This window comes from Flavobacterium silvaticum, assembly GCF_012911565.1.
GTDB lineage: Bacteria > Bacteroidota > Bacteroidia > Flavobacteriales > Flavobacteriaceae > Flavobacterium > Flavobacterium silvaticum.
The window spans coordinates 469,375-494,143 of record NZ_JAAMPU010000107.1; the positions used below are offsets into that span (position 1 = coordinate 469,375).

General features: G+C 45.5%; 18 protein-coding genes and 1 other RNA gene. 10 read left to right on the forward strand and 9 right to left on the reverse strand.

Going from position 1 to position 24,769, the window contains the following annotated elements; translation table 11 throughout:
- Positions 1–130: 130 nt before the first annotated feature.
- From rplI to rpsF, 3 genes are all read right to left on the reverse strand, one after another.
- On the reverse strand, positions 131–580 hold the full coding sequence (rplI, locus tag G6047_RS13935; protein WP_169528227.1) for a 50S ribosomal protein L9: 450 nt from the start codon (positions 578–580) through the stop codon (positions 131–133).
- 71 nt (positions 581–651) lie between these two features.
- Entirely contained in the window at positions 652–948 is a 297-nt protein-coding gene (gene rpsR / locus G6047_RS13940) for a 30S ribosomal protein S18 (RefSeq protein WP_169528228.1), read from the reverse strand.
- Positions 948–1,304, reverse strand: coding sequence for a 30S ribosomal protein S6 (gene rpsF / locus G6047_RS13945; protein ID WP_169528229.1), 357 nt, complete (start codon positions 1,302–1,304; stop codon positions 948–950). Before rpsF ends, rpsR begins: the two co-directional genes overlap by 1 nt.
- 169 nt (positions 1,305–1,473) lie before the next feature.
- Here rpsF and G6047_RS13950 point away from each other — a divergent pair, with 169 nt between their 5' ends.
- Positions 1,474–2,169, forward strand: coding sequence for a LytR/AlgR family response regulator transcription factor (locus G6047_RS13950; RefSeq protein WP_169528230.1), 696 nt, complete (start codon positions 1,474–1,476; stop codon positions 2,167–2,169).
- Here G6047_RS13950 and priA read toward each other — a convergent pair.
- Together priA and rnpB are read right to left on the reverse strand one after the other, a co-directional pair.
- Positions 2,166–4,619, reverse strand: a complete 2,454-nt coding sequence (gene priA / locus G6047_RS13955) for a replication restart helicase PriA (RefSeq protein ID WP_169528231.1) — start codon at positions 4,617–4,619, stop codon at positions 2,166–2,168. The genes G6047_RS13950 and priA overlap by 4 nt on opposite strands.
- 478 nt (positions 4,620–5,097) lie before the next feature.
- Positions 5,098–5,410: RNase P RNA component class A (gene rnpB / locus G6047_RS13960), an RNA gene on the reverse strand.
- A gap of 152 nt (positions 5,411–5,562) precedes the next feature.
- Here rnpB and G6047_RS13965 point away from each other — a divergent pair.
- The 5 genes from G6047_RS13965 to G6047_RS16780 all read left to right on the forward strand — a co-directional run bounded on the left by G6047_RS13965 (position 5,563) and on the right by G6047_RS16780 (position 9,398).
- A complete protein-coding gene (locus tag G6047_RS13965) occupies positions 5,563–5,868 on the forward strand; it encodes a hypothetical protein (RefSeq protein WP_169528232.1) in 306 nt (101 codons plus the stop codon).
- A 21-nt stretch (positions 5,869–5,889) separates the two neighbouring features.
- Positions 5,890–6,963, forward strand: a complete 1,074-nt coding sequence (locus tag G6047_RS13970) for a DNA topoisomerase IB (RefSeq protein WP_169528233.1) — start codon at positions 5,890–5,892, stop codon at positions 6,961–6,963.
- Positions 6,960–7,607, forward strand: coding sequence for a hypothetical protein (locus G6047_RS13975; RefSeq protein WP_169528234.1), 648 nt, complete (start codon positions 6,960–6,962; stop codon positions 7,605–7,607). Before G6047_RS13970 ends, G6047_RS13975 begins: the two co-directional genes overlap by 4 nt.
- 76 nt (positions 7,608–7,683) lie before the next feature.
- Entirely contained in the window at positions 7,684–8,769 is a 1,086-nt protein-coding gene (gene dnaX, locus G6047_RS13980) for a DNA polymerase III subunit gamma/tau (protein WP_169528235.1), read from the forward strand.
- Between the two features lie 26 nt (positions 8,770–8,795).
- Complete coding sequence (locus G6047_RS16780; RefSeq protein ID WP_235946553.1) at positions 8,796–9,398, forward strand: DNA polymerase III subunit gamma/tau; 603 nt, start codon at positions 8,796–8,798, stop codon at positions 9,396–9,398.
- On the opposite strand, the gene G6047_RS13990 is transcribed toward G6047_RS16780, so the two are convergent.
- Genes G6047_RS13990 through G6047_RS14005 form a run of 4 tightly spaced genes read right to left on the reverse strand, consistent with a single transcriptional unit; the run spans position 9,395 to position 13,524 of the window.
- Complete coding sequence (locus tag G6047_RS13990) at positions 9,395–10,003, reverse strand: TMEM175 family protein (protein WP_169528236.1); 609 nt, start codon at positions 10,001–10,003, stop codon at positions 9,395–9,397. The genes G6047_RS16780 and G6047_RS13990 overlap by 4 nt on opposite strands.
- Positions 10,000–10,890: a Ppx/GppA phosphatase family protein gene (locus G6047_RS13995; protein ID WP_169528237.1), complete on the reverse strand. Its 891-nt coding sequence runs from the start codon at positions 10,888–10,890 to the stop codon at positions 10,000–10,002. Before G6047_RS13995 ends, G6047_RS13990 begins: the two co-directional genes overlap by 4 nt.
- Positions 10,887–13,040, reverse strand: a complete 2,154-nt coding sequence (ppk1, locus tag G6047_RS14000) for a polyphosphate kinase 1 (RefSeq protein ID WP_169528238.1) — start codon at positions 13,038–13,040, stop codon at positions 10,887–10,889. The genes G6047_RS13995 and ppk1 overlap by 4 nt, the downstream gene beginning before the upstream one ends.
- A complete protein-coding gene (locus G6047_RS14005; protein ID WP_169528239.1) occupies positions 13,021–13,524 on the reverse strand; it encodes a SixA phosphatase family protein in 504 nt (167 codons plus the stop codon). The genes ppk1 and G6047_RS14005 overlap by 20 nt, the downstream gene beginning before the upstream one ends.
- A 357-nt stretch (positions 13,525–13,881) precedes the next feature.
- Between G6047_RS14005 and G6047_RS14010 the strand changes: the two genes are divergently transcribed.
- From G6047_RS14010 to G6047_RS14025, 4 genes are read left to right on the forward strand one after another with little or no spacing between them, the layout of a single operon-like run.
- On the forward strand, positions 13,882–14,436 hold the full coding sequence (locus G6047_RS14010; RefSeq protein WP_169528240.1) for a hypothetical protein: 555 nt from the start codon (positions 13,882–13,884) through the stop codon (positions 14,434–14,436).
- Between the two features lie 17 nt (positions 14,437–14,453).
- Positions 14,454–21,575: a gliding motility-associated C-terminal domain-containing protein gene (locus tag G6047_RS14015; protein ID WP_169528241.1), complete on the forward strand. Its 7,122-nt coding sequence runs from the start codon at positions 14,454–14,456 to the stop codon at positions 21,573–21,575.
- 32 nt (positions 21,576–21,607) lie between these two features.
- On the forward strand, positions 21,608–22,519 hold the full coding sequence (locus G6047_RS14020; protein ID WP_169528242.1) for a PorP/SprF family type IX secretion system membrane protein: 912 nt from the start codon (positions 21,608–21,610) through the stop codon (positions 22,517–22,519).
- Between the two features lie 12 nt (positions 22,520–22,531).
- Positions 22,532–24,475: an OmpA family protein gene (locus G6047_RS14025; RefSeq protein ID WP_169528243.1), complete on the forward strand. Its 1,944-nt coding sequence runs from the start codon at positions 22,532–22,534 to the stop codon at positions 24,473–24,475.
- The last annotated feature ends 294 nt before the right edge of the window (positions 24,476–24,769 follow it).

Here is a 24,769-nt window from a genome sequence, read left to right on the forward strand (position 1 = left end):
CCGGTAGCAAGTTACCCATTCAACAAATACGCTGTTTACAGAAAAAATGCATCAAATCTTAAATTTCGATTTTGACCATAAAAAAACCTCTCCAAAATTGAAGAGGTTTTAATCTATAATCGAAAAAAGATTAAGCCTGCGCCTGCTCAGCTACGATCTCATAAGGAAGATCAACAACCACATCACGGTGCAAACGAACGCTTGCATTATATTTTCCAGTGCGTTTCACGATTCCGGAAGTGATGTATTTACGGTCGATGCTATGTCCTGCTTTTTCCAATTCCTCAGCAAGGTTAGCGTTAGTAACAGAACCGAAAAGTTTGTCACCACCAGCCTTAGAAGAAATTTTGATTTCAAGAGCTTTAAGCGCTTCTGCCAGTTTCTTGGCATCGTCAACCAATTTAGCTTCTTTATGTGCTTTTTGCTTCAGGTTTTCGGCCAATACTTTCTTTGCAGACGGTGTAGCCAAATGAGCAAATCCTTGCGGGATCAAAAAGTTACGACCGTATCCCGGTTTTACAGATACGATATCGTCTTTGAATCCTAAATTCTGAACGTCTTGTTTTAAGATCAATTCCATGTTGATGTCCTTTTTAAGAAGTTAGGCGCTTTAAGCAGCCAACAACTATTGTTTATTATATTTCTAATTAATTATTTAAGCAAATCGGCAACGTAAGGCATCAAAGCCAAATGACGTGCACGTTTTACGGCTACTGAAACTTTTCTCTGGAATTTCAGTGAAGTTCCTGTCAAACGACGTGGAAGAATCTTTCCTTGCTCGTTTACGAATTTCAAAAGGAAATCAGGATCTTTATAATCAACATACTTGATACCTGCTTTTTTGAAACGGCAGTATTTTTTCTGTTTGTTGGTCTCGATGTTTAGCGGTGTCAAATAACGGATATCTCCGTCTTTCTTACCTTTTGCAGATTGTTCGATAGTTGCCATTATGCGGTAGCAGTTGAGTTAGCGTTAGACTTTTGTTTTGCTCTTCTTCTTTCGGCCCATGACACAGCGTGCTTGTCAAGTGCTACAGTAAGGAAACGCATCACGCGCTCATCGCGACGGAACTCAGTTTCAAACGGCAACAGGATTTCTCCCGGAGCTGTAAATTGGAACAAATGGTAAAAACCACTTTTCTTGTGCTGGATCTCGTAAGCCATTTTTTTCAGGCCCCAATCCTCTTCGGCAATGAACTCGGCTCCTCTTGAAGTAAGAAAATCCTTGAACTTGCTTACTGTTTCCTTTACCTGGACGTCAGATAAAACGGGATTCAAAATGAAAACAGTTTCGTAATGATTCATAAAAACGATATTGATTATTTAAAAATGTCCGCAAAAGTAGTAATTCAATTTTAATATGCAAGCGAAAAAGCAAAATATTCGTTGTATCGCAAAAAAAGCCGATAAACATTAGGTGGCGAAGAAAAAACTATTTACTTTCGCCTTACCAAATCTATTAATAAATTAAAGTATGAAACTAAATTGTGTCGTTGTAGATGACAGCTCGATCCAGAGGATGATCATCGCAAAGTTAGTGAATAATCACCCCAACTTACATTTAGTGGGTGATTTTTCCAATGCAATTGAGGCTAAAAGCAGCATGTCGGTTCATACCGTTGACCTAATCTTCCTTGATATCGAAATGCCGGTTATTTCCGGATTCGACTTTCTGGATGGATTGAAAGTGAAACCCCAGATCATTTTCATTACATCAAAAGCCGAATATGCGATGAAGGCCTTTGATTATGATGCAACGGACTACCTACAGAAACCGATTGCTCTTGACCGCTTCAATGCATCTGTAAAAAGAGCTATGGATTTCCATATGCTTAAGAAAGAAAACCAGGAAGAAGACGGAGAACACATCTTTATTAAGAGCAATCTTAAAAAGCTGAAAATCTTCACCTCAAAGATCAAATGGATCGAGGCTTTCGGCGACTATGTCAAAGTGGTTACGGAAGAAGACAGCAACCTGGTATTGTCAACGATGAAGTCGTTCGAGAAGGAATTGTCAAAAGACAAGTTCATCCGCGTCCACAAATCGTACATTATCAATATTGATAAGGTCGAGCGTTTCAACAGCAAGTTCGCCGAGATTGGCCTGACCAAGATTCCGTTAAGCCGGAACAAGAAAGACGATCTGATCCGCGCGTTGGCAATCGCCTAATAAAAATCCACATTGACCGTAACCTTGACCGGCCGGAATTGTGAAATGGACTCAAAACTATCCAGTATGCGCTGGATAGTTTTTTTTGTGCCTGACAGTGGCGTTTCCTGCGGGATTTTTATCAGAATGTTCCTTATATATTCATTTCTGATCCTGGCAACTGTCGGTTCTTCCGGCCCAAGCACAGGAATATTGATTTGCTGGCGCAGTACGTTTGCCGTCCATTGTGCCGCTTCTTTTACTTTATCGTAATCCCGATGCCGGAACGTAAGCCTCAGCAATCGCGCATAGGGCGGATAATGATAGATATGCCGTTCGTGCAGCTGATCCCTATACATAGGAACATAGTCATTCGCCGTTACCTGACGCACAATCGTATGTGTCGGGTTATACGTCTGAATCAGAACCTTTCCCTGTTTTTGCGAACGGCCTGCCCTACCTGCAACCTGTGTCATCATCTGGAAACTTCTTTCGAGTGCACGGAAATCCGGATGATACAACATCGTATCGGCATTCATGATACCAACAAGGCTGACGTTATCGAAGTCAAGCCCTTTGGCCAGCATCTGCGTGCCGACAAGAATATCGATGTCACGTTCGCGGAATTCATGGATCAGTTTCTCGAAAGCGAATTTGCCACGTGTCGTATCCTGATCCATACGCGCCGTTTTAGCCGATGGAAAAATCTCCTTTAATTCCAGTTCTATCTGTTCGGTTCCAAAGCCTTTGGTCTGTAATTCCGGGCTATGACAAGCGTGGCAATGCGTCGGAAATGCCATGGACGAACCGCAATAATGGCAACGCAACTGGCCTTTCGCCTTATGGTAGGTAAGACTCACATCGCACTGGGTACAATGCGGGACATGACCGCAACTCATGCATTCCAAAACAGGCGAATAGCCGCGTCGGTTCTGGAAAAGAATGACTTGTTCCTTTGCATCGAGTGCCGATTTGATTCCTTCAATCAATTCCTGGCTGAAATGACCGGTCATTTTTTTACGGAAATAGGAATCCTTGAGATCGATGACACTGACTTCTGGCAAAGTGGCATTCCCGTATCGTTCCGATAATTCCACCAAACCGAACTTACCGCTTTTGGCATTGAAATACGACTCTATTGACGGTGTTGCAGAACCCAAAAGCACTTTCGCCCCAAAATATGTCGCGAGTACAATCGATGCATCACGCGCATGATAACGCGGTGCCGGATCTTGTTGCTTGAACGTCTGTTCGTGTTCCTCGTCAATGATAATCAATCCGAGCGATTTGAATGGAAGGAACAAAGCCGACCTTGCTCCTATCACGACCTGTGCTTTTTCTGAAGATTCCAAAATCTGGTTCCACACCTCGATGCGTTCGTTGGATGTATATCTGGAATGATAAACGGCGACCTTATTGCCAAAATGAGCCGTGAGCCGCATGACCAACTGAGCTGTTAGTACTATTTCCGGCAGCAGATACAAAACCTGTGAACCCGATTCTATGACGCGCTCGATGATTTTGATGTAGACTTCGGTTTTACCGCTTGACGTGACACCGTGCATTAAACTGACATCATGGCTTTTGAAACTTTCGAGGATTGATTCAAAAGCTTCATCTTGGGCCGGACTTAACTGCAGATCTCGATTTTCCTGTCTGTCCGAAAAATCGACGCGGTCACGTTGCAGGTAATATTCCTCAAAGATTTCTTTCTCTATCAAAGACTTGAGCTGTACCGCCGATGCGCCACTTTCCTCCAAAAGTCTGGTAACGGGAATGGCTTGCCTTTCCGAAGCCTTGAGTTGAAAATACTGCAATAAAATATCTTTCTGTTTGGGTGCATTTTTGAGCAGTTCCAACAGCATTTCAAGGTTGTCGCCATTTTCGAATTCAGGGAAAAGCCGGATGTATCGTTTAAGTTTGGGCTTGTAGTTTTCAGATACGATCTCTTCAAGCGAAACCAGTTTTTTCGCCATCATTTTCTTGATGACGGGAAATACGGTCTTCTTACCCAAAATCGTCAGTACTTCCTGGATTTTGATGGAACTTTGTTTTTTGAGCGCTTCGATGACAGCGGCTTCATCTGAATCCAATTCCATGGTTTCCGGCAAAACGTCCGGATTCAGCCGGATCAGTGTTTCGCTTTCGAGCAACAATCCGGATGGCATCGCGCTTCTGTACACATCCCCTATCGCACACATATAATAGGACGCAATCCATTTCCAGTGTTCGATTTGTTCCGGAGTTACCGTTGGCGTTTCATCAAGGATCTGGTCGATTGGTTTTGCCTCGTATAAAGTCGGCGCATTGGAATGCAATTCAATGGCAAGTGCCGTATAAATCTTGTTCTTACCGAAAGGTACAGCCAGTCGCATTCCGGGAACGATACGCCGGGCATCGTGTTCGGAAACCTCATAGGTAAACGTTTTGTTCAGATTGAGCGGAAGGATGACTTCGACGAATGCAGGCATTATGCAAAGTTAATCGACAAGGATCAATAGACAATAATCTTTTGTTTTAGTAGATTGTATTGATTCCCGTCAGGATGATAAAACTGTGGCAATTATATGTGTGGACTTTTAAATCTCCACAACATAATGTGCCACAATCGATCCGAAAGCTTTTATGAGCCGTAGCCCTGAATCGATCCGTTAGCTTTTTGAAATTGAGACCGATGTTTATAGTTTTGTGAGAGCGACCCAATAAGCCGAAAGAAATCCTGTAAAACACGGGCTAAACAAGAAATCCAGAAGCGGGCAGCAGGATCCGATCTTCTGCGAACCGGCAGTAGCCTTTAACTTTCCAAACCATCCTGATCCTTTGAGTCTTTTCCAACTTTCCCGACTTTCCCGACTTTCCCGACTTTCCCGACTTTCCGGACTTTCCCGACTTTTCCGACTTTTCCGACTTTTCCACTCCCGATCTCCCGATCTCCCGAACTCCAAACTAAAAAAAAGCAGGCCTGTAAGCCGGGTTCTGTACTCTCACGAGCCCTTATCATTTATCTGGACCGAACGTTGCCGTACGGTTCTATCTGCCTACCCTCCGTCAACGGACGAGCCGCCCTTAACTGACGGTATACTTGGCATTTCACCGCATAGAGTTTACCTGGTTTCACTACAGCCGAACTGTACTTGCTTTCTGTTGCACTTGTCCTCCATCAAATTGCTCTGACGTGACGGGCGTTACCCGCTATGCTGCCCTATGGTGCCCGGACTTTCCTCCGTTTCATTGCTGAAACAGCGATAAGGCGGCCTGCGGTGCAAAGCTACATCTATGTCGGTGCTTATCCTACAACTTTTGATATAAATAGTATAAGGGCAAAAAAGTGGCGGTTTTTTAATTTTCAACATAGAAATCCAATAGGTTTCGAAATAGTCAGAACAAAACAGTAAATTCTTAAACCAAACAATTATGGAACGTCAGATGTATCATTACGCCACCGTCTCAAAAGCCCTTGAAGAATTGAATGCCAAAGGGTTTACGATAGATTACAATTTGGACGAATCACGCATCGTAAATAATCCCGACGATTTTGAAATTGTCCATATCTACAGATACGAAGGCGAAAGCGATCCGGGAGATGAAGCCACAGTCTACGGCATCAAATCCAAAAACGGCGAAAACGGCGTATTCGTTGCCGGTGATTTATCGCTTGGAGAAACAAATGCTACGAAAGTACTACATGACCTGAGCATCAAAGGCCGTCAGGAAGCTTAATTCCCTGCTCCCAAAATCCATATGAACAGATTACAGGCCAAGCTTGAAAAAATAGGCCGCGATCCAGTCAGTACTGCAAAAGCGGCAGGTCTGCGCTATTATGAATCGAGCCGCGACGGGATTTATCGTGTTGGTGAACAGGGGAAATTCCATTATAAAGATGAAGATGGCAATAAAATCACAAATCGGGAAGATTTGGAACGGATCGCCTCTCTGGTCATTCCACCCGCCTGGAAAAATGTATGGATCGCGCCAAAAGCAAACGCCCATTTACAGGTAACCGGATTCGATGCAAGAGGTCGAAAACAATATAGATATCATCCGGATTGGAACAAACTCCGGAACCAATCCAAATTTTTCAGGTTGCGTGATTTTGCCAAGGCATTGCCTTCTATCCGAAAGCAAGTCAGCAAAGATTTGAACCGAAAAGGTTTGCCGGCGGAAAAAGTAAAGGCGCTTGTAGTCCAATTGCTCGAACATACGAATATCAGGATCGGTAACGATGCCTACAGTAAGTTATACGGTTCGTTCGGATTGACGACACTTCGTGACCGACACGTTTCAGGCGGAAACAACCAACTGTTTTTTGAATTCATCGGAAAAAAAGGCATCCGGCATAAAATAGCGCTTAAAAGCCCGAGGCTGATTCGATTGGTCAGAAAATGCCGCGAAATTCCCGGACAGGAACTTTTCCAATATCTGGATCACGATGGAAACCGGCACTCGCTCAATTCCGGCGACGTGAACGACTACATCAAAAGCTTGAGTGGACATGATTTCACTGCCAAGGATTTCCGGTGTTGGTTCGGATCGGTACTTGCTTTGGAACGTTTTCAGCAAATCGGCCCGGCAGAATCTGAATCGATTCTCAAAAAAAACATCAACCAGGTAATTGACGATGTCGCTGCTATTTTAGGGAATACACGAACGGTCTGCAAAAAATATTATGTGCACCCAACAGTAATTTCCGCTTACGAAAAAAACCATATCGGCAAGTATTACGTACCTCAATCCAGAAGCCATTCGGGATTGACGCCAGAAGAAACGGCTCTTGTAAAATTGTTGAACAAAGAAGCCATAGCCACTGCACTATGACCTACATCAAACACAAAATATTCATTCCTGCCTATAGCGTTTTGATTGTCCTTTACCTGTTATTGGGTGTTGCCGCCTGTACACGTATGCAGTCTGAACCTGCCCAAACCGAGAATTCTCCGAGTATGGTTCCGACCGATGAAAATACGGTTATCGATGCCGGCAAACGGATTGGAAAAATCAGTATCGGAATGCCTGCAGAAGAATTATCTTTTTTAGGTGATCCGGATTTAGCCGATTCTGCAATGGGAAAATCCTGGCTCACATGGTACAGCAAAAATTCACATGCCGTAAGCGGGAAGTACGAGCTCAACATCTTTACTTCATACAGCGATCCGCAACTGACGCACAAACAAGTGCGTTGCGCCAGGGTTACTTCTCCGGATTTTCGCACCGCAAACGGAATATCGACGAATATTGACAGTAGCGCGATCTTTAAATTAAACCCAAAATTGAGATTTGTCGGGACTTACACAGAAAAAAGAAGCCTGCCTCCTATTGCGGTTTATGAAGACGATGTATCCGGAATTGCAATCGAGCTCGACCGATCGACGCAGAAAACATCAGCTGTAATCATTTTTTCCCCAAATCGTGGACTCATGCCGGATTATGGATATTTCCGCCCCGACCTGAAACGTGGATAACTTTTCAAAACTGGTCCGCAAACACACTTTACTCCTACTTTATTAACTGTTATATTTGCGTTCAACTTTTGTTTGAATGGAACAATTCGTCGTTTCGGCCCGCAAATACCGCCCGCAGACCTTTAAGGATGTCATCGGCCAGAAAGCCATAACCAATACGCTGCTGAATGCTATCGAGAACAACCATCTCGCGTCGGCCCTATTGTTTACGGGCCCGCGCGGTGTCGGCAAAACGACCTGTGCCCGGATTCTCGCCCGAAAGATAAACCAACCCGGTTATGACGATCCGAACGAAGATTTTGCATTCAACGTTTTTGAACTCGATGCCGCTTCGAATAATTCGGTTGACGACATCCGAAGCCTTATCGACCAGGTTCGCATTCCGCCACAAACCGGACAATATAAAGTATATATCATCGACGAGGTGCATATGCTCAGTTCGTCTGCTTTCAATGCGTTCCTGAAGACGTTGGAAGAACCGCCGAAACATGCGATTTTCATCCTTGCTACGACTGAAAAGCATAAAATACTCCCTACGATTCTTTCGCGTTGCCAGATTTTCGATTTCAAACGGATTACGGTTACCGATGCCAAGGAATATCTGGCCGAAGTCGCCAAAAGCCAGGGAATCGAAGCAGATGACGACGCCCTTCACATCATTGCTGAAAAAGCCGATGGGGCGATGCGCGATGCTTTGTCCATGTTCGACCGGGTAGTTTCATATAGCGGCAAGAATCTTACGGTACAGGCTGTAGCCGAAAACCTCAACGTCCTCGATTACGAAACCTACATAAAAGCAACCGATCTGATATTAGCCAATGATATTCCCGGATTGCTGCTTTTCTATAATGACGTATTGTCAAGAGGCTTTGACGGACATCATTTTGTATCCGGTTTGGCATCGCACTTCCGCGATCTTTTGGTTTGCCAGACGCCAGCAACCCTTTCACTTTTGGAAAAAGGTGAAAAGGCACAAAAAAGCTACTCGGCACAATCTTTAAAGGCAAGCCGTGATTTTCTCCTGAAAGGAATCGAGATTGCCAATGAGTGCGATATGCGCTTCAAAGCCAGCCAGAACCAACGATTGCTTGTCGAACTTTGCCTCATGCAATTGGCCTCCATCACGTACGATGGAGAAAAAAAAAAGTTGACGGATTTATAATCCCACCTAAATTTTTCTACGACCGTGTGCTTGGAATCGCGGTAGATGCACCGGAAATACTCGATATTCCGCAGGCTGAAACTATTGTAGTTGTCGGATCAGATTCGCCTGAAAATACAGCTGCAGTATCGGAACCGGAACCGATTCCCAAACAGGAAACTCCCGAACGCACAGGTGTTTCTGCGTTTTCATTATCCGCCATACGCGCCAAAAAAGAAATTGAGCAACAGCAAAAAGACCGCGTCATTGAACAACGTGCCGCATTGGTGGAAGATTTTTCCGAGACCGATATGCTGATCCAATGGAATAAATATGCACAACGCATGAGCGACAAGGGCCAGAAAATCATGGAATCGCTGATGCTGCTGCAAGATCCGAAACTCGAAGGATACACCGTTATACACGAACTTCCGAATGAGAGTGCAAAAATCGACTTTGAAAGCGGGCTACACGATTTGACCGGATATTTGCGAGGCAAACTGCACAATCACGATATTGCCATAAAACTGATTGTCAATGAGTCGATCGATAACCGTATGGCTTTTACACCCCAGGACAGATACAATAGACTGACGCAAATCAATCCGGCGCTTGATGCTTTGAGACGGACGTTCGACCTTGATTTTTAGGGATTTTCCTTATGGTGTTTTTCTTCAATTGAGGCTGTAATCTGTCTTTCGATACGCGAATCCGGAATCAGCCACATCAAGGCCACGAATGCATACACTGAAAGCGAAAGCCATTCATTGTAAAAAGACAATACGATTCCAAGTATGTAAAGAGGTGGCGAAGAAAGTCCCTTATAATCTTTCCCGATAGCTTTTTTCAGTACCGAATCCTGGCCTTGGGATCTAATGATTACGGTCTGCAGGATCCAATACGCCAAACCAGCCATCAGTAACGGAATGCCGTAAACGGTTAACGTCGATTTGGCAAAATGATTTTCACCCATCCAATCTGTTGCGAATGGAACCAGGGAAAGCCAGAACAATAAGTGAAGATTGGCCCACAAAATCCTTCCGTTGACTCGCGAAACGCTGTGAAGCATATGGTGGTGGTTGTTCCAGTAAATTCCAACGTATATAAAACTTAGCACGTAACTGAGAAAAATTGGCGTCAGTTTGAGCAATGCCTCATACGTTGGTTCTTCGGGAACTTTCAATTCCAAAACCATGATGGTGATGATGATGGCCAGCACACCATCGCTGAACGCCTCTAACCTCGCTTTGTTCATATTTTATTGTAGTACATGGCTTTGATGATTCCGTCTGAAAGCCCGATTTTAGGTACATAAATATTTCTCGCACCGCTCCATTTCATCGCATTGATATAAATCTGGAGCGCCGGGATGATCACGTCGGCACGGTCGGCGTTGAGGCCAAGATCCATGATACGCTGTTCGTAGGTAAGCGAATTCAACTGGGCATATTGCGCATTCAGGTACATGTAAGACAGCGGCTTTTCCTGTGTCTTGCCTGACATCTTGAAAATCTTGTTGATATTTCCGCCGGAACCAATCATGCTGATGTGGTCGTAATCTTCGGTAACTTCCTTGATCCAATTTTCGATTTCATTCCAGATTTCAGCATCGACCATATTGTTGATGAAACGAACGGTTCCGATACGGAAGGAGCGTGAAGCCACAATCTTTCCGTTTGAGAACAATGAAAATTCGGTGCTTCCGCCTCCGACATCTACATACAGATAGGTCTGTTCATTCTTCAGCAGAAAATGTAGATCTGTAGTTGCGATGATGGCCGCTTCTTTTTTACCGTCGATGACCTCAATATCAATTCCCGATTCTTTTGAAATCCTGGCGATCACTTCGGACGCATTTTTCGCCTCTCGCATTGCCGAAGTCGCGCAGGCCATATACCGTTCGACTTTATGGACTTTCATCAGGAGCTTGTAAGCGGTCATGGCATCGATCATCCGTGTGATACTTTCCTCGGTAATATTTCCCGAGGTGAACACATCCTGTCCCAAACGAATCGGCACGCGGATCAATGAACTTTTGCTGAACTGGGTTTCTTTTCCTTTTTCCTCTACGATATTGGCAACCAGAAGTCTCATGGCATTCGAGCCAATATCTATAGCGGCGTATTTACGTATGTTGATCAATCTGTCTTTTCGGTTTTAGATGGTATAGATGTAGGGGTAAGTATTTGTGGGTCTATGACTTCGACTCTTTCGCAATAATAATTATAGGTTTCTACCTGAGCACGGAAAATAGGATTTTCACCTCTCGGACGATAGACGTTATCGAGTTTTTCCGAATGCAGGCGCGCCTTCACGTTTCCTTTCCAGCCGACTTCAAAGGTATCGATGATTTCCTTTTTGATGCTTTCGTCGTAAATCGGGCAGGTCACTTCAACACGGGCATCGAGGTTTCGACGCATCATATCGGCCGAACCGATGAATACATCCCATTTGTTGTCGTTACAGAAAATAAAGACACGCACATGTTCGAGATAATTATCTACTATGCTGATGGCTTCGATATTGTCACTCATTCCCGGAATTCCCGGTATCAACGCACAGATTCCGCGTACCTGCAAACGTATCTTGACTCCGGCTTTACTCGCATCGTAGAGTTTATCGATCATGGGGTAGTCGGACAGGCTGTTCATTTTCATGCTGATCGATGCCGGACGACCCAACGTCGCATTGAGTATTTCCCGATCGATCAGTTTATAGAATTTCGTACGTGTGTAATGAGGCGAAACGATGAGATGTTTGTATCTGTGGACGCGGTAATTGACATCGAAAAAATCGAAAACCTTGACCACATCTTTCAGAATTTCCTGATGGCTTGTAAATAAAGTGACATCTGTGTAAATCCGGGCTGTATTCTCGTTGAAATTACCTGTGGATATAAAACCGGAACGCTGCATTTTTCCTTTATCGACACGTTCGACAACACAAATCTTGCTGTGGACTTTGAGTCCTTTGATCCCGAAAATAAGATGGATGCCTTCGGTCTGCATCTGTTCGGCGTAAGAGATATTGCTGGCTTCGTCAAAACGCGCCTGAAGTTCGATCTGGACAATGACTTTTTTACCGTTTTTGGCGGCATTGATCAGGGAACTGATAATTTGGGAATTCTTGGCCAGACGATACAACGTAATCCGGATCGATGTGACTTTTGGATCCAAAGCCGCTTCACGCAAAAATTTTATCAGGTAAGAAAATGACTGATACGGGGCGTAGACCAAATAATCTTTCGCCTGTATTTTCTGCATCATGCTTCCGTCAAGGCTTAATCCGTTGACCGGAAGCGGTGTTTTTTGCTTGTACAACAAATCGAAACGCCCGAGGTTCGGGAAATCCATATAATCGCGACGGTTGTGGTAGCGCCCGCCGGGAATGATGCTGTCGGTGGTTTCGATTCCCATATTCGTGAGGAAATACTTGAGCGTATCTTTCCCGATACTCTGGTCGTAAACAAAACGTACCACTTCACCAATGCGTCTGTCCTTGACACTGCTCGCAATTTTTTCAAGCATACTCTTGCTCAGGTCGGAATCTATGTCCAATTCGGCATCACGCGTGATTTTGATCATATGGGCCTTGATGCTTTTGTAATCGAAGATGCTGAAGATGCTTCCGAGGTTATATCGGATCACATCGTCCAAAAGCATCACATATTGCTTATCGCCATCAGAAGGCAATACCACAAACCGATTGAGTTCGCGTGGCATTTCGATAATCGCGTAACGGACTTCTTTCCTCAGTTTTACGTGATCGAGAAGTGACTTTTTCTCTTCCGGGTTCAGCACAAGTTTGACGGCCAAATATCCGTAGTTATCCTTGAGCAACGGGAATTCGGCCAAATCGTTAAGGATAATGGTAACGAGCCTCGGGCTTACTTTCTGGATGAAATAGTCTTTGACGAAATGTTCCTGTGACGGACTGATTTCGTGCTCATTGACAATAAAGATATTTTCTTTGGCCAACTGGGATTCCACGACGTTAAGGATTCGGAGACTTTCTGATTGCTGGCGGATTACGATATCTGTAATATCGCGCATCAGCTGCTGTGCCGTAATCCCGACAAGCAATTTTTCACCGGTATCTCCGGACAGCACAAGCCTTCGGATGGCGGCAAAACGCACCCGGAAAAACTCGTCGAAATTGTTTGAGAATATGCCTATGAAACGAAGCCTGTCAAGCAATGGTACGGTTTCATCGGCGGCTTCCTGCAGAACGCGGGCATTGAAGGCCAGCCAGCTTTTCTCGCGGTCAATATACCTATAATGGTTTGTGGTCATGTTTCAGGTCTCTAGGGAAAACGACGTGCCGGGTGCTTCCTTTCCCGATATCGCGCCATTGGTCCGCGTCAAAAGTAAGTGACACGAGCCCGCAGGTCGCAACGTTTTCCACAAAAATATCCCCAAATTTATTCACAAAATCCGTAATAGCCTCATTGTGCCCGAAAAGCATAACATTATCGTAAATATTGCTGATCGATTTTATCTGTTCTTCCAGATTTTTACGCTCGAACGTATACAATCCGTCCTTGTAGATGATGCTTTCGAGCGGACAAGACAGGTTTTGGGCGAAAATCATAGCCGTCTCCATCGCCCTACGCGCCGGACTGCTATATATGACAAAGGTTTTTGGTAATTCTTCTTTGAGGTTGGACGATACCAGATGGGCATCATGTATACCTCTCGATTGCAACGGGCGGTCAAAATCCCTGAGCGGTGCTTCCCAACTTGATTTGGCGTGGCGGACAAGAATCAGTGTCTTCATTTTTTTATTTTTTCTATATCCCTGAATTTAATCGTTTTTAATGGTACAGAAAAATTTAAAACCTGTTTTTTTCAGCAAAAACCATTTATTGCCCAGTGTGAAAGTATTGTCCCGATAAATTATAAACCGATTCGTACAATATTGAATTTCAGGCATAAAACGAAAAACGATATTGAATTGACATCAAAATGTTCAAATAGGCTTAAAATTTTGGTTTTTGTTAAAAAAGTTCGTTTACCGATTTTATAGGCCATTGATAGAAAAAATAAGGTTTGCGGCACCCATTGTATTTACCTTTAGCAAGGTAACACCCAAAGCGTGTTGCGTTTAAAAAACTAAAAACAAAAACGTATTGATATGCCTCGAACTTTACATTCAATTTCGCGGGATAATTACATCAAAGCTGTAACAGGCCTTTTTGGATCCTATTTTCGGATAATGTTGCTGGCTGTATGTTGCGGATTATTCAACTCTTCCTGGTCACAAACCACTCCTGCCGCACTGCCTATCGAGGAATTCCTTATTCTGAAACATGCCGAAAATCCTGAAATCACCGGACTTCTTCCGGTTGAGAAATTAATATCGGAAGTTCAGCCGGTAATTTATGCCGAAAACGGTACCGTAAAAGTATTCGGATCTGATCCGGTTTGCCTGCAATCTTCGGCAGCACAACTTGCCTCTGTATTGCAAATGGGCCTTCCGGTTGAGAATGTAGAACTGATTACCGTTAAAATCAATACTATTTCAGATTTGAATACGCCGTTGAATCTTTCCTCCCTGGAAGGATTCGATTCGTTGAAATATGTCCATGTCCTCAGTGAAGTTGATGCTCCTGCATCTGCCCTCGCCGCTTATGTACAAAATGCAACGCCGCAAACAGCCGTATTCTATTCTACCAAACGCAATAATTAACTAGCTGCCATTGATTTATGCATAAACTATACGCTTCAAGAAAATTCCGGTCTGCGTTTGCATTAAGCCTTTTATCGATACTCTTATCGGGAATGCTCAATGCACAGGTAGTCAAGCCTTTTGTGCAGCGCAGCTCACAGTATACGCCCGAGAAAAAAATCTACAACATCAAGGGTGATTTCACCATGCTCGGCAATACCAACCTGAGCCTGCAGAATTACGGCAACCAGACCCAGAACGGAAACAACGTCATGCAATATGTAGACGTGGATGCAGCAAACCTCAACGGCCTTGGCGGGATCCCGACGTTCAACTCCTCATCGGCGACACTTACGCTTTCTACTGAAAATGGCGCTATTCCCGAATGTTCGAATATTATTTACGCCGGTCTTTACTGGACAGGCCGCGCCGCTACCGGTGCGCCAAGCGACCTTCAGTTCAGTGTCACCAAAGAAATCGTAACCGGAAGTACGCCTTTCTCTAACAATTATCCGGCACTTGGCCATGGTGAAGCAGTAACGGCAACTTCTTACAACCTGAGTGTTTCCCGTACAGGTACAGCGAATAATTACTCACCGAGATATACGTTTTCCGGAGGCGGTAATTTGTATCAGTTCAACTTTACCAATGCGGCCACGAACATGGTTTCCGTTTCTGTCAACGGAGGCACGGCAGTCTTTTTACCCGCTACCGTATCGACTGTCGGCTTCGTCAAGACAGCGACACTCACGACACCTTATTCGTTCACCAATGCCGGTCTTACCATTACGATCAATCAGCTGATCCGTGATTCGCGTACAGACAGAAGCGTGGTTGAAACCCAACAGACTTCAAAAGTGAACCTCACTGTTTCCGGAACCACTACGAACACCACATCGTACACCAAGAATTTCGATAAACGCAAATTGCAGTTCCGTGGCCCGGGTGCTACAGAATATACCGAAATCACCGCCAATAACAATGACATTTATTATCCGGTAGATTCAAACGACTTTATGTATTCCGCTTATGCCGAAGTGACCGATTACGTCAAACTTCACGGCCTTGGGGAATATTTTGCCGCCGATATGGCACTCGTAGAAGGAAACGGCGGCGGAACCGGATATTACGGCGGATGGGGTCTTGTCGTTGTCTATGAAAATACCAAAATGAAATACCGGGATGTCACGTTGTTTGACGGATATGCCTATGTCATTGGTGGAACCGCAAGCAACGAACTGCCTATTTCCGGTTTCAATACGGTACAATCAGGACAGGTAGGAATCAAGCTCGGTATCATAGCAGGAGAAGGCGATCGTGACATTACCGGCGATTATCTTCAAATCAAACGCAACAGCGACGGGGTTTTCCAGGATTTGAACCACACGGCGAATACACCGGATAACTTCTTCAATTCGAGCATACAGGTTCCCGGAACACGAAATCCGAACTTCCTCAACAATACGGGAATCGACCTGGACATGTTCACGGTTCCGAACCCGAATAACTCAGTCATCGCCAACAACCAGAACAGTACGACTTTCCGTTATGGTTCCATCCAGGACACATATATCATATTTGCTTTGGCGATGGCCGTTGATGCGTACATCCCTGAAATCGAAGGTGAACTTTCTGCAGTCAGCATCAATGGTTCCCCGGCCGGATCAGGTCCGTATACAGCAGAACCGGGTCAGGAGCTGGAATTCAAGATAAAAGTCAGGAACCGCGGAACGGAACCGTTGAACAATGCCAAACTCATCGTTCCTATTCCATTCAATACAGATTATGTTACGGGCAGTGCCCTCAATTCCATATTGTTCACACCGCTTCCCGCTCCGAACAGCCTGACTTTCGATCCGGCATTGGGGTCAAATGGATCTTTGGTCTGGGATATCGGATCTTTGCCGCTTCCCGCCAATCCCGATGTCGTATTGGGTGAACTCACCTTCAAACTCAAAGTTACCGAAGATTGTACGCTGTTGCAGCAAACCTGCGACAATATGATCCAGGTAAACGGATCTGTCAGCGCAACCGGTTCCATTACCGGAATCAGCGTCAACAACCTGAACCTGATATTAGGTTATAATCCGAACGGAAACTGTCAGGGGAATGCGCTTCCGGCACCGCTTAAAATCAATGTGGATGCTATCGATTATGTAAATGCCAACTGTCAGGGCGTTCCGGCTCCGGTCGCGTTTACATTCTGTACCCCGAACGCGACAATCCCAATAACAGAGGTTTCGGGAAGTTTCCCTCCGGGTTCCACTTTTTACAATGAATTCCCTGTCACGGCCGAAAGCATTCAATACACTATCAACAATCCGTTTCCTGCCACACCTGGAACAACCACGTACTACGCCGTTCCGCCACAAACGGCACAGGGATGTTTCTTTGCATTTACCATTACGGTAAACAGTGTAACCGAAACTCCGGTCGCAGGGCCAGGCATGACGTATTGTGTCGGTTCGGTTGCAAGTCCGTTGACTGCTACGGCTACGAATCCGGCCCACACCTTATATTATTTCAGTTCAATTAACGGAACGCCTCAACTTTCGATAACGCCTTCGACTGCAGTTGCCGGAACGTTCACGTATTATGTAGCTGAAGGAAACAGCTTTGACTGTTACGGCCCGAAAGTAGAAATCACCGTTACTGTTGTACCGGGAATCACCATTACAGCTCCGGCGAATGTACCTTTTGAAGGTTGCGGTACCGATGCCATTACCGGTCTTGCCTATAGCGAAACTCCTGTGGCCATTACCGTTTCACAATTCATTGCTGCCGGCGGATCTGTTTCAGATGCGGAATTGGCCGATGGAGAAGTGATTTTGTATTCCGATGTCAGAAGTGGAAACTGTCCTATTCTTGTCACCCGAACGTTTTCTATCGATGGTGCCTGCGGACAACAATCGGTTACGCAACAAATCACGATTCAGGATCTGACACCACCGGTCATTTCAACTTTACCTGCGCCTTCCGTTACTGACGGATGCACCGGTACTCCGGACTTTACAACCCCAACGGCATCTGATAATTGCGAAGGCCTTGTCACCTTGACATTTGCAGATGAAACAGTTCACAACGGTTGTGCAACCACCATCACACGTACCTGGACGGCTCTTGATCTTTGCGGAAATCCGGCTACGGCATCACAATCGATTACCTTCAATGACAATACACCTCCGGTTTTTGAAGTGCTTCCGGAACCATCGACTATTGGCTGCGGGGAAACACCATCTTTTGAAACGGCTGTGGCAACAGATTCGTGCTCACCAAACGTCACCTTGTCTTTTGTAGATTCACAGGCTCCGGGAACTTGTCCGGGAAGCATCGTTTACACACGTACGTGGACGGCTTTGGATGTTTGCCAGAATACATCGACAGCCCAGCAAATCATTACATCTATTGACGATGTGCCGCCGGTTATCACAACACAGGCACAGGATCTATTCCTTGAATGTAACGGAGAAGATACGACTGAGCAAATCCAGACATGGCTCTCGCAGAACGGTGGTGCTATTGCAACCGATGCGTGTTCCGATATTACCTGGACTAATGATTTCGATACTACCCCGACAAGTTGTTCCGATGCCGTTACCATCATTTTTGTGGCTACGGACAGCTGTGGAAATCAATCCTACAGCGAGGCTCATTTGCAGATAAACGACAACCTGCCTCCTGTTCTTCCTCAAATTCCAGGCAATCTTGATTTGACTTGCGATGATGCTATTCCGGCAGCACAACCTTTGACCGCCACTGATGCCTGTGTTGGAGCGATCACTGCAACTCCTGCAGAAACAGAAACACCGGGAGCATGCCAAGGCTCACGTATCATTACAAGAACATGGACATTTACGGATAGTTGTGAAAACACGGTATCTGCAAGCCAGACGATTACTATAAATGATACGACCGCTCCGGCCCTGCCTCAAATTCCGGGTAACCTGATTTTGAGCTGTGGGGATACGGTTCCATCGGCACAACCAATTACCGCAACCGATGCGTGCTCAGGAGACATAACCGCAACTCCGGTTGAAACGGAAACTCCTGGAACTTGTGAAGGTTCAAGAGTTATTACACGTACATGGACATTTACAGATGCTTGTGAGAATACGGTATCTGCAAGCCAAACCATTACCATAAACGATACGACACCACCGGTTCTTCCTGAAGTTCCGGCCAGTATCATACTAAGTTGCGGAGATTCAATCCCTGCCGCACAGCCATTGACGGCTACAGATGCGTGTTCAGGCGATATTACAGCAACCCCGACCGAAACAGAAACAGCAGGAACATGTCCGGGAACTAGCATCATTGCAAGAACATGGACATTTACCGATGCCTGTGACAATACTGTTTCCGCAACCCAAACCATTACCATAAATGATACTACACCACCGGTTCTTCCTGAAATCCCGGGCAGCGTCAATTTGAGCTGTGCTGCCGATGTTCCTCAAAATGTGACATTGACAGCAACAGACGAATGCAGCGGAGAAACCATATCTGCCACCGGAGTCGATGTGACCACAGCCGGAAGCTGCGCCAATTCATTTACCACCATCCGTACATGGACATTCACAGATAGCTGTAACAATACGATTTCTGCAAGCCAGACCATAAACGTCAACGATACGATTGCGCCTGTGTTTACATTCGTTCCGGAAAATACAACGGCTGAATGCGGCGACGAGCCTGTATTCGGAACTCCTGTCGTAACGGACAATTGCATTGGTGAAGTGACATTGACTTATGCCGATGAAACAGTTGCCGGAAGCTGCGTCGGTTCCTCTGTAATCACAAGGACATGGACGGCAACAGACGTCTGCAACAATCAATCGACGGCATCACAAAGCATCACGTTTACAGATACTGTAGCGCCGGTAATAACTACACAGGCATCGAACCTAAATGTGAATTGTTCTACGGCTGCGGACGCGCTTCAGGCCTGGCTTGATTCGAATGGGGGCGCCGCTGCAACGGATAGTTGTTCTGCCGTAACGTGGACAAATACCTATAACGGACAAACCGGTTCTTGCGGAACGGCAGTCGAAGTTATTTTTACGGCTACCGATGCCTGTCAGAATCAAACTACGACTACCGCTTCGTTCACTATTACAGATACCGAAGCTCCAGTAGCGCCTCAGGCTCCTGAAAATATCACTTTGAGTTGTGCCGGAAACGTGCCTGCTCCTTTGACTCTAATTGCAATCGATGCTTGTTCCGGTGAAATAGCTGCGACATCGACAGATACAGTAGTTACGGGCGAATGTGTAAATAATTTCGTTATCAACCGGACATGGACGTTTACAGATGATTGCGACAATAGCGTTTCGATCACACAAACCATTATAGTCAACGATACTGAAATGCCTGTTGTCCCGGAAGCACCTGCCGATGTTACTGTAAGTTGTACTTCGTTGGTTCCTGTCGGACCTGTACTGACAGCGGTTGACGGATGTGCAAACGAACAGATCGAAGCCACACCATTTGACGTAGTGACACCTGGAAGCTGTCCGAACTCCTATACCATTTTAAGGACATGGTCTTTTTCCGACACTTGTAAAAATGCTGTTTCGATACATCAGACGATAACTGTCAACGATAACGAAGCTCCGGTGTTTGCAACAGAAATCCCATCAGATGTTACGTTGAACTGTGAAGACATTCCATCGGCACCAATTATAATGGCTACCGATAACTGCAATACAACTGAATTTGCCGCTACGCTTACAGAAACGACGGCTACCGGAACATGCGCCGGAAACTACACCCTGACCAGAACCTGGACAGCTACCGATGCCTGTAACAATACGGCCACAGCTACCCAGGTAATCACAGTGCACGATGTTACCGGACCGGTTGCCACAGATGTTCCCGCCGATATTACGTTGGAATGCGGCGATACTGTTCCAACCGGCACCCCGCTTTCTGCAACGGATACGTGCAGCGGCGCAACAGTTACGGCAAATCCTGTTGACTCCATCGCTGCCGGAAGTTGTGTGAATTCTTACACCATTACGCGTACATGGACTTTCACCGATGCGTGCAACAATACGACCACAGCCACACAAATCATCAGCGTACAGGACAATCAGGCACCTGAGTTTGCGGTCGATATGGTTGGTGAAATAACCGTGAATTGCGGCGAAGTTCCTGTAGCTCCTCAATACACAGCAACGGATGCCTGTAACAACACGGTGATCGCCGCTGTCCTTACAGAAACGTCAGTCCCTGGAACCTGTCCGGAAGTCCAGACCATCACAAGGACATGGACGGCTAGTGATGCATGCAACAACAGCCAGTCGATATCACAGATTATTCACGTAATGGATTTGAACGGCCCTGTTTTGGATTCTCCTTTGGATTCGGTTGTCAATGTGACATGTGATGCGATTCCGGCTGTTCCTGAGCTGACGTTCAGCGATGCCTGTTCAGAAGTTGGTGCAGCGTTGTTCAGCGAGACATCTACTGATCCGGTTTCGGGAAGTTATACCATCACAAGGACATGGACGGCTACCGATAGCTGTAACAATTCAAGCATCTATACCCAGATCATCAACGTAACACCGTTGACCATATCTGTCCCAGCATCGGCTTACGCAGCTTGTAATGACGATACGAGCCTTATTCTCGACCTTACCGCATCGTTACCAGAAAATACTCCTGCGGGCGGAACTTTTGTCGATGTCGACAATACCGGTGCAGTCCAGGGAAGTTCTTTTGTACCAAACGGACTTAACGTAGGGGATTATCATGTAGATTATGTGACAGGAGATCAATCCTGCCCTTCGTCAATTGTCAGGATTACCGTATCTGTTGATGATGATTGCCAGGTACTCGATGAATGTGAGCCGGTCGTACACAATGCTTTCAGCCCGAACGGAGATGGGAAGAATGATATCTTCGTAATCGAAAGTTTCGACAACCTTGATTGTATTATCGATAACAATGTTGAAATTTACAATCGTTGGGGCGTGCTTGTCTTCGAAATGAACAAGTATGACAATAATACGCGTGCGTTCCGCGGATACAGCGATGGACGTGCGACCGTGAAGAAAGGTGACGAATTGCCAGCCGGAACGTACTTCTATATCATCAAGTACACCAAGGCCGACGGCACGAATACGACCAAAGACGGTTATTTATATTTATCACGATAACAAAGCCCCAATCCAGGAAATATCTATAGCGCATGAAAACAAAGGTTATCTATTTCGCACTGCTTCTCCTTCCGCTGCTATCAAGGGCACAGCAGGATGCGCAGTACACCCAGTACATGTATAACACCATCAATATCAACCCGGCCTATGCAGGTTCAAGAGGTGCGCTGAGTCTTTTCGGATTGCACAGGACGCAATGGGTCGGACTTGACGGAGCGCCGGTGACCAACTCCTTTTCGGTCAATACGCCAATCAACAATAGTAATTTGGGTGTCGGGCTTTCATTTGTGAACGACAGGATCGGTCCGACCAAAGAAAATCTGATTTCGGCAGATATATCGTACACCATCCACACTTCGGAACGTTATAAGCTATCATTCGGGATTAAGGCATCTGCGAATTTATTCAGCCTTGACCGTGACAAACTCAATCCGGAAAACCAAGATGATCCGAGCCTGTATGGATTTACAAATAAATTCTCGCCTGGGGTCGGAGCCGGGGTTTATTTCCATTCCGATAAAATGTACGTAGGTTTGTCTGTCCCGAATTTCATCCAGGATTACGCTTATGACGACAATGACGTGGTCGTGAACAAAGAAAAAATGAACTTTTACCTCATTGGCGGTTATGTGTTCGATCTGAGCCCGAGCCTCAAATTCAAGCCGGCCGTTCTGGGTAAAGCTGTTGCCGGAGCACCGGTACAACTTGATGTTTCCGCTAACTTTATGTTCAATGAAAAATTCGTCCTTGGGGCTGCTTACCGTTGGGATGCCGCATGGAGTGCGATGGCCGGTTTCCAGATCACTAACGGATTGTACCTCGGTTATGCCTACGACATGGAAACGACACGGCTCAGGAATTACAATTCAGGATCTCATGAGATTTTCCTCAGATACGAATTCCTCAATAATTTCAACCGCATCACATCGCCCCGATTCTTTTAATATCCGGACCACATGAAAAAAACAGTACTCAGTTTTCTTTTTGCACTTACGGCTTCGGCGACTTTTGCTCAGGCGCCGGGACAGAACAAGGCAGATAAACAATACACCAAATACGCTTACATAGATGCGACCGAAACGTACGAACGCATCGTGGAGAAAGGCTATAAATCTCCCGAAGTATTGACCAAACTGGCCAATTCGTATTACTTCAATTCCCAATTCGACAAAGCCGCCAAATGGTATGGGGAATTGTTCGCGATGACGAATGATGTGGAAGCCGAAGTCTATTATCGTTACGCCCAATCACTCAAAGCTACCGGAAATTACGCCAAGTCAAACGACATGATGAATGCGTTCACGGCTAAAACCCAGGAAGATCTGCGCGGTAAGAATTACACCGAGCACAAGGATTACATGGAAATCATCAAGGCAAATTCAGGGCGGTATGAGATTGGAGATGCCGGAATCAATACTGAATATTCAGATTACGGAAGCCATGTTTATAACGGAAAACTGTATTTCACATCGGCCCGCGATACCGGCAACTTCGTCAAGCGTGTCCACAAATGGTCGAACCAGTATTTTACCAATGTGTGGTCTGCGGAAGTTACAGCCGATTCTGTCGGGACACCTAAACGTTTTGCCCGAAGCATCAATACCCGTTTCCATGAAGCCACGCCCGTTTTCACCAAAGACGGCAATACGATGTATTTTACCCGCAACGATTTCACCGATGGAAAAAAAGGCAAAAGCAAGGACAGAATCACGCTGATAAAAATTTACAAAGCGACCAAAGTGGTCAAGGACAGCGTAGAAACGTGGGAGAATATCACGGAACTTCCGTTTGACAGCAAAGATTATACAGTGGCACATCCGGCTTTGAGCGCTGATGGAAAATGGCTGTATTTCGCTTCTGATATGCCCGGAGGATTTGGCCAGTCAGATTTATATAAAGTCTCGATCAGTGCCGATGGAACTTTCGGGACACCGGTAAATCTTGGAAAAGGAATCAATACGGAAGGCAAGGAAACATTCCCGTTCGCGACAGATGAAAACGAACTGTATTTTTCATCGGACGGCTATCCCGGAGTCGGCGGCCTCGATATTTACATGGCTAAAATCAAGGACGATGGAACTTTCGACGAACCCATAAACGTTGGCGAACCCGCGAATTCCAAGTTCGACGACTTTGCGTATTTCATCGATACCAAAACCCGGAAAGGCTTTTTGACTTCTAACCGCGAAGGTGGAAAAGGCCTCGACGATATCTACAAATTCCTTGAGACACGCAAACTTACCTGTGAACAGGAATTGTCCGGAATCGTGACCGACAAGGACACAGGCGAACCGATTGCAGGCGCGAAAGTGACGTTGTTCGACGATAAGTTCAATAAGATTTCAGAAGTCACTTCGGATGACAAAGGCTTCTATGATTTCGGCAAAGTCGAATGCGGAAAAGCCTATTATTTACGTGGCGAAAAAGACGGATACGAAACCAACGAACAACGCATCGAGATTCCAAAAACCACCGGAAAGACAGATCTTCCGATACAGCTGGAGAAGAAAGTCAAACCGATTCCTGTGGGCGGCGATCTGGCCAAGACATTCGGCATCAAGGAAATTTACTTTGACTTCGACAAATCCAATATCCGTCAGGATGCAGCCGTCGAGCTTGCCAAAATCCTTGACGTTATGGAACAATATCCAACAATGAAAGTCGATATCCGTTCCCATACGGACAGTCGTGGTTCCAAAGCATACAACGAAAAATTATCGGACCGTCGCGCGAACTCGACACGCGAATGGCTCATATCAAAAGGCATTTCTGCCGACCGTTTGACAAGCAAAGGCTATGGCGAGAACCAACTCGTGAACCAATGCTCGGACGGCGTGAAATGTACCGAAGACGAACACCAGATGAACAGACGTAGCGAGTTTATCATTATGGGAATGTAATCGACCGATGAATCGATGACTGCGTAAAAGCCGGGACAACTGTTCCGGCTTTTTTCATGGCAAACAGGTTGGATATGCCTGAAGAATTTTTGTTGTAAAATTTCTGTTGTAAAAAAATTACAACAAAAAAAATACAACACGATTTGTTGCAAAATCTCCGTTCAAAAATTTTTACAACAGCAAAGAAGAAACGACAAGGAAAAGAAGAAAAATGGTTTGCAAGCCTGTAAAATAACCTGAGTTCGATGGAAATCCATAAAAATGCGAATCCAATCCGATTCCGCACGCTAAAGT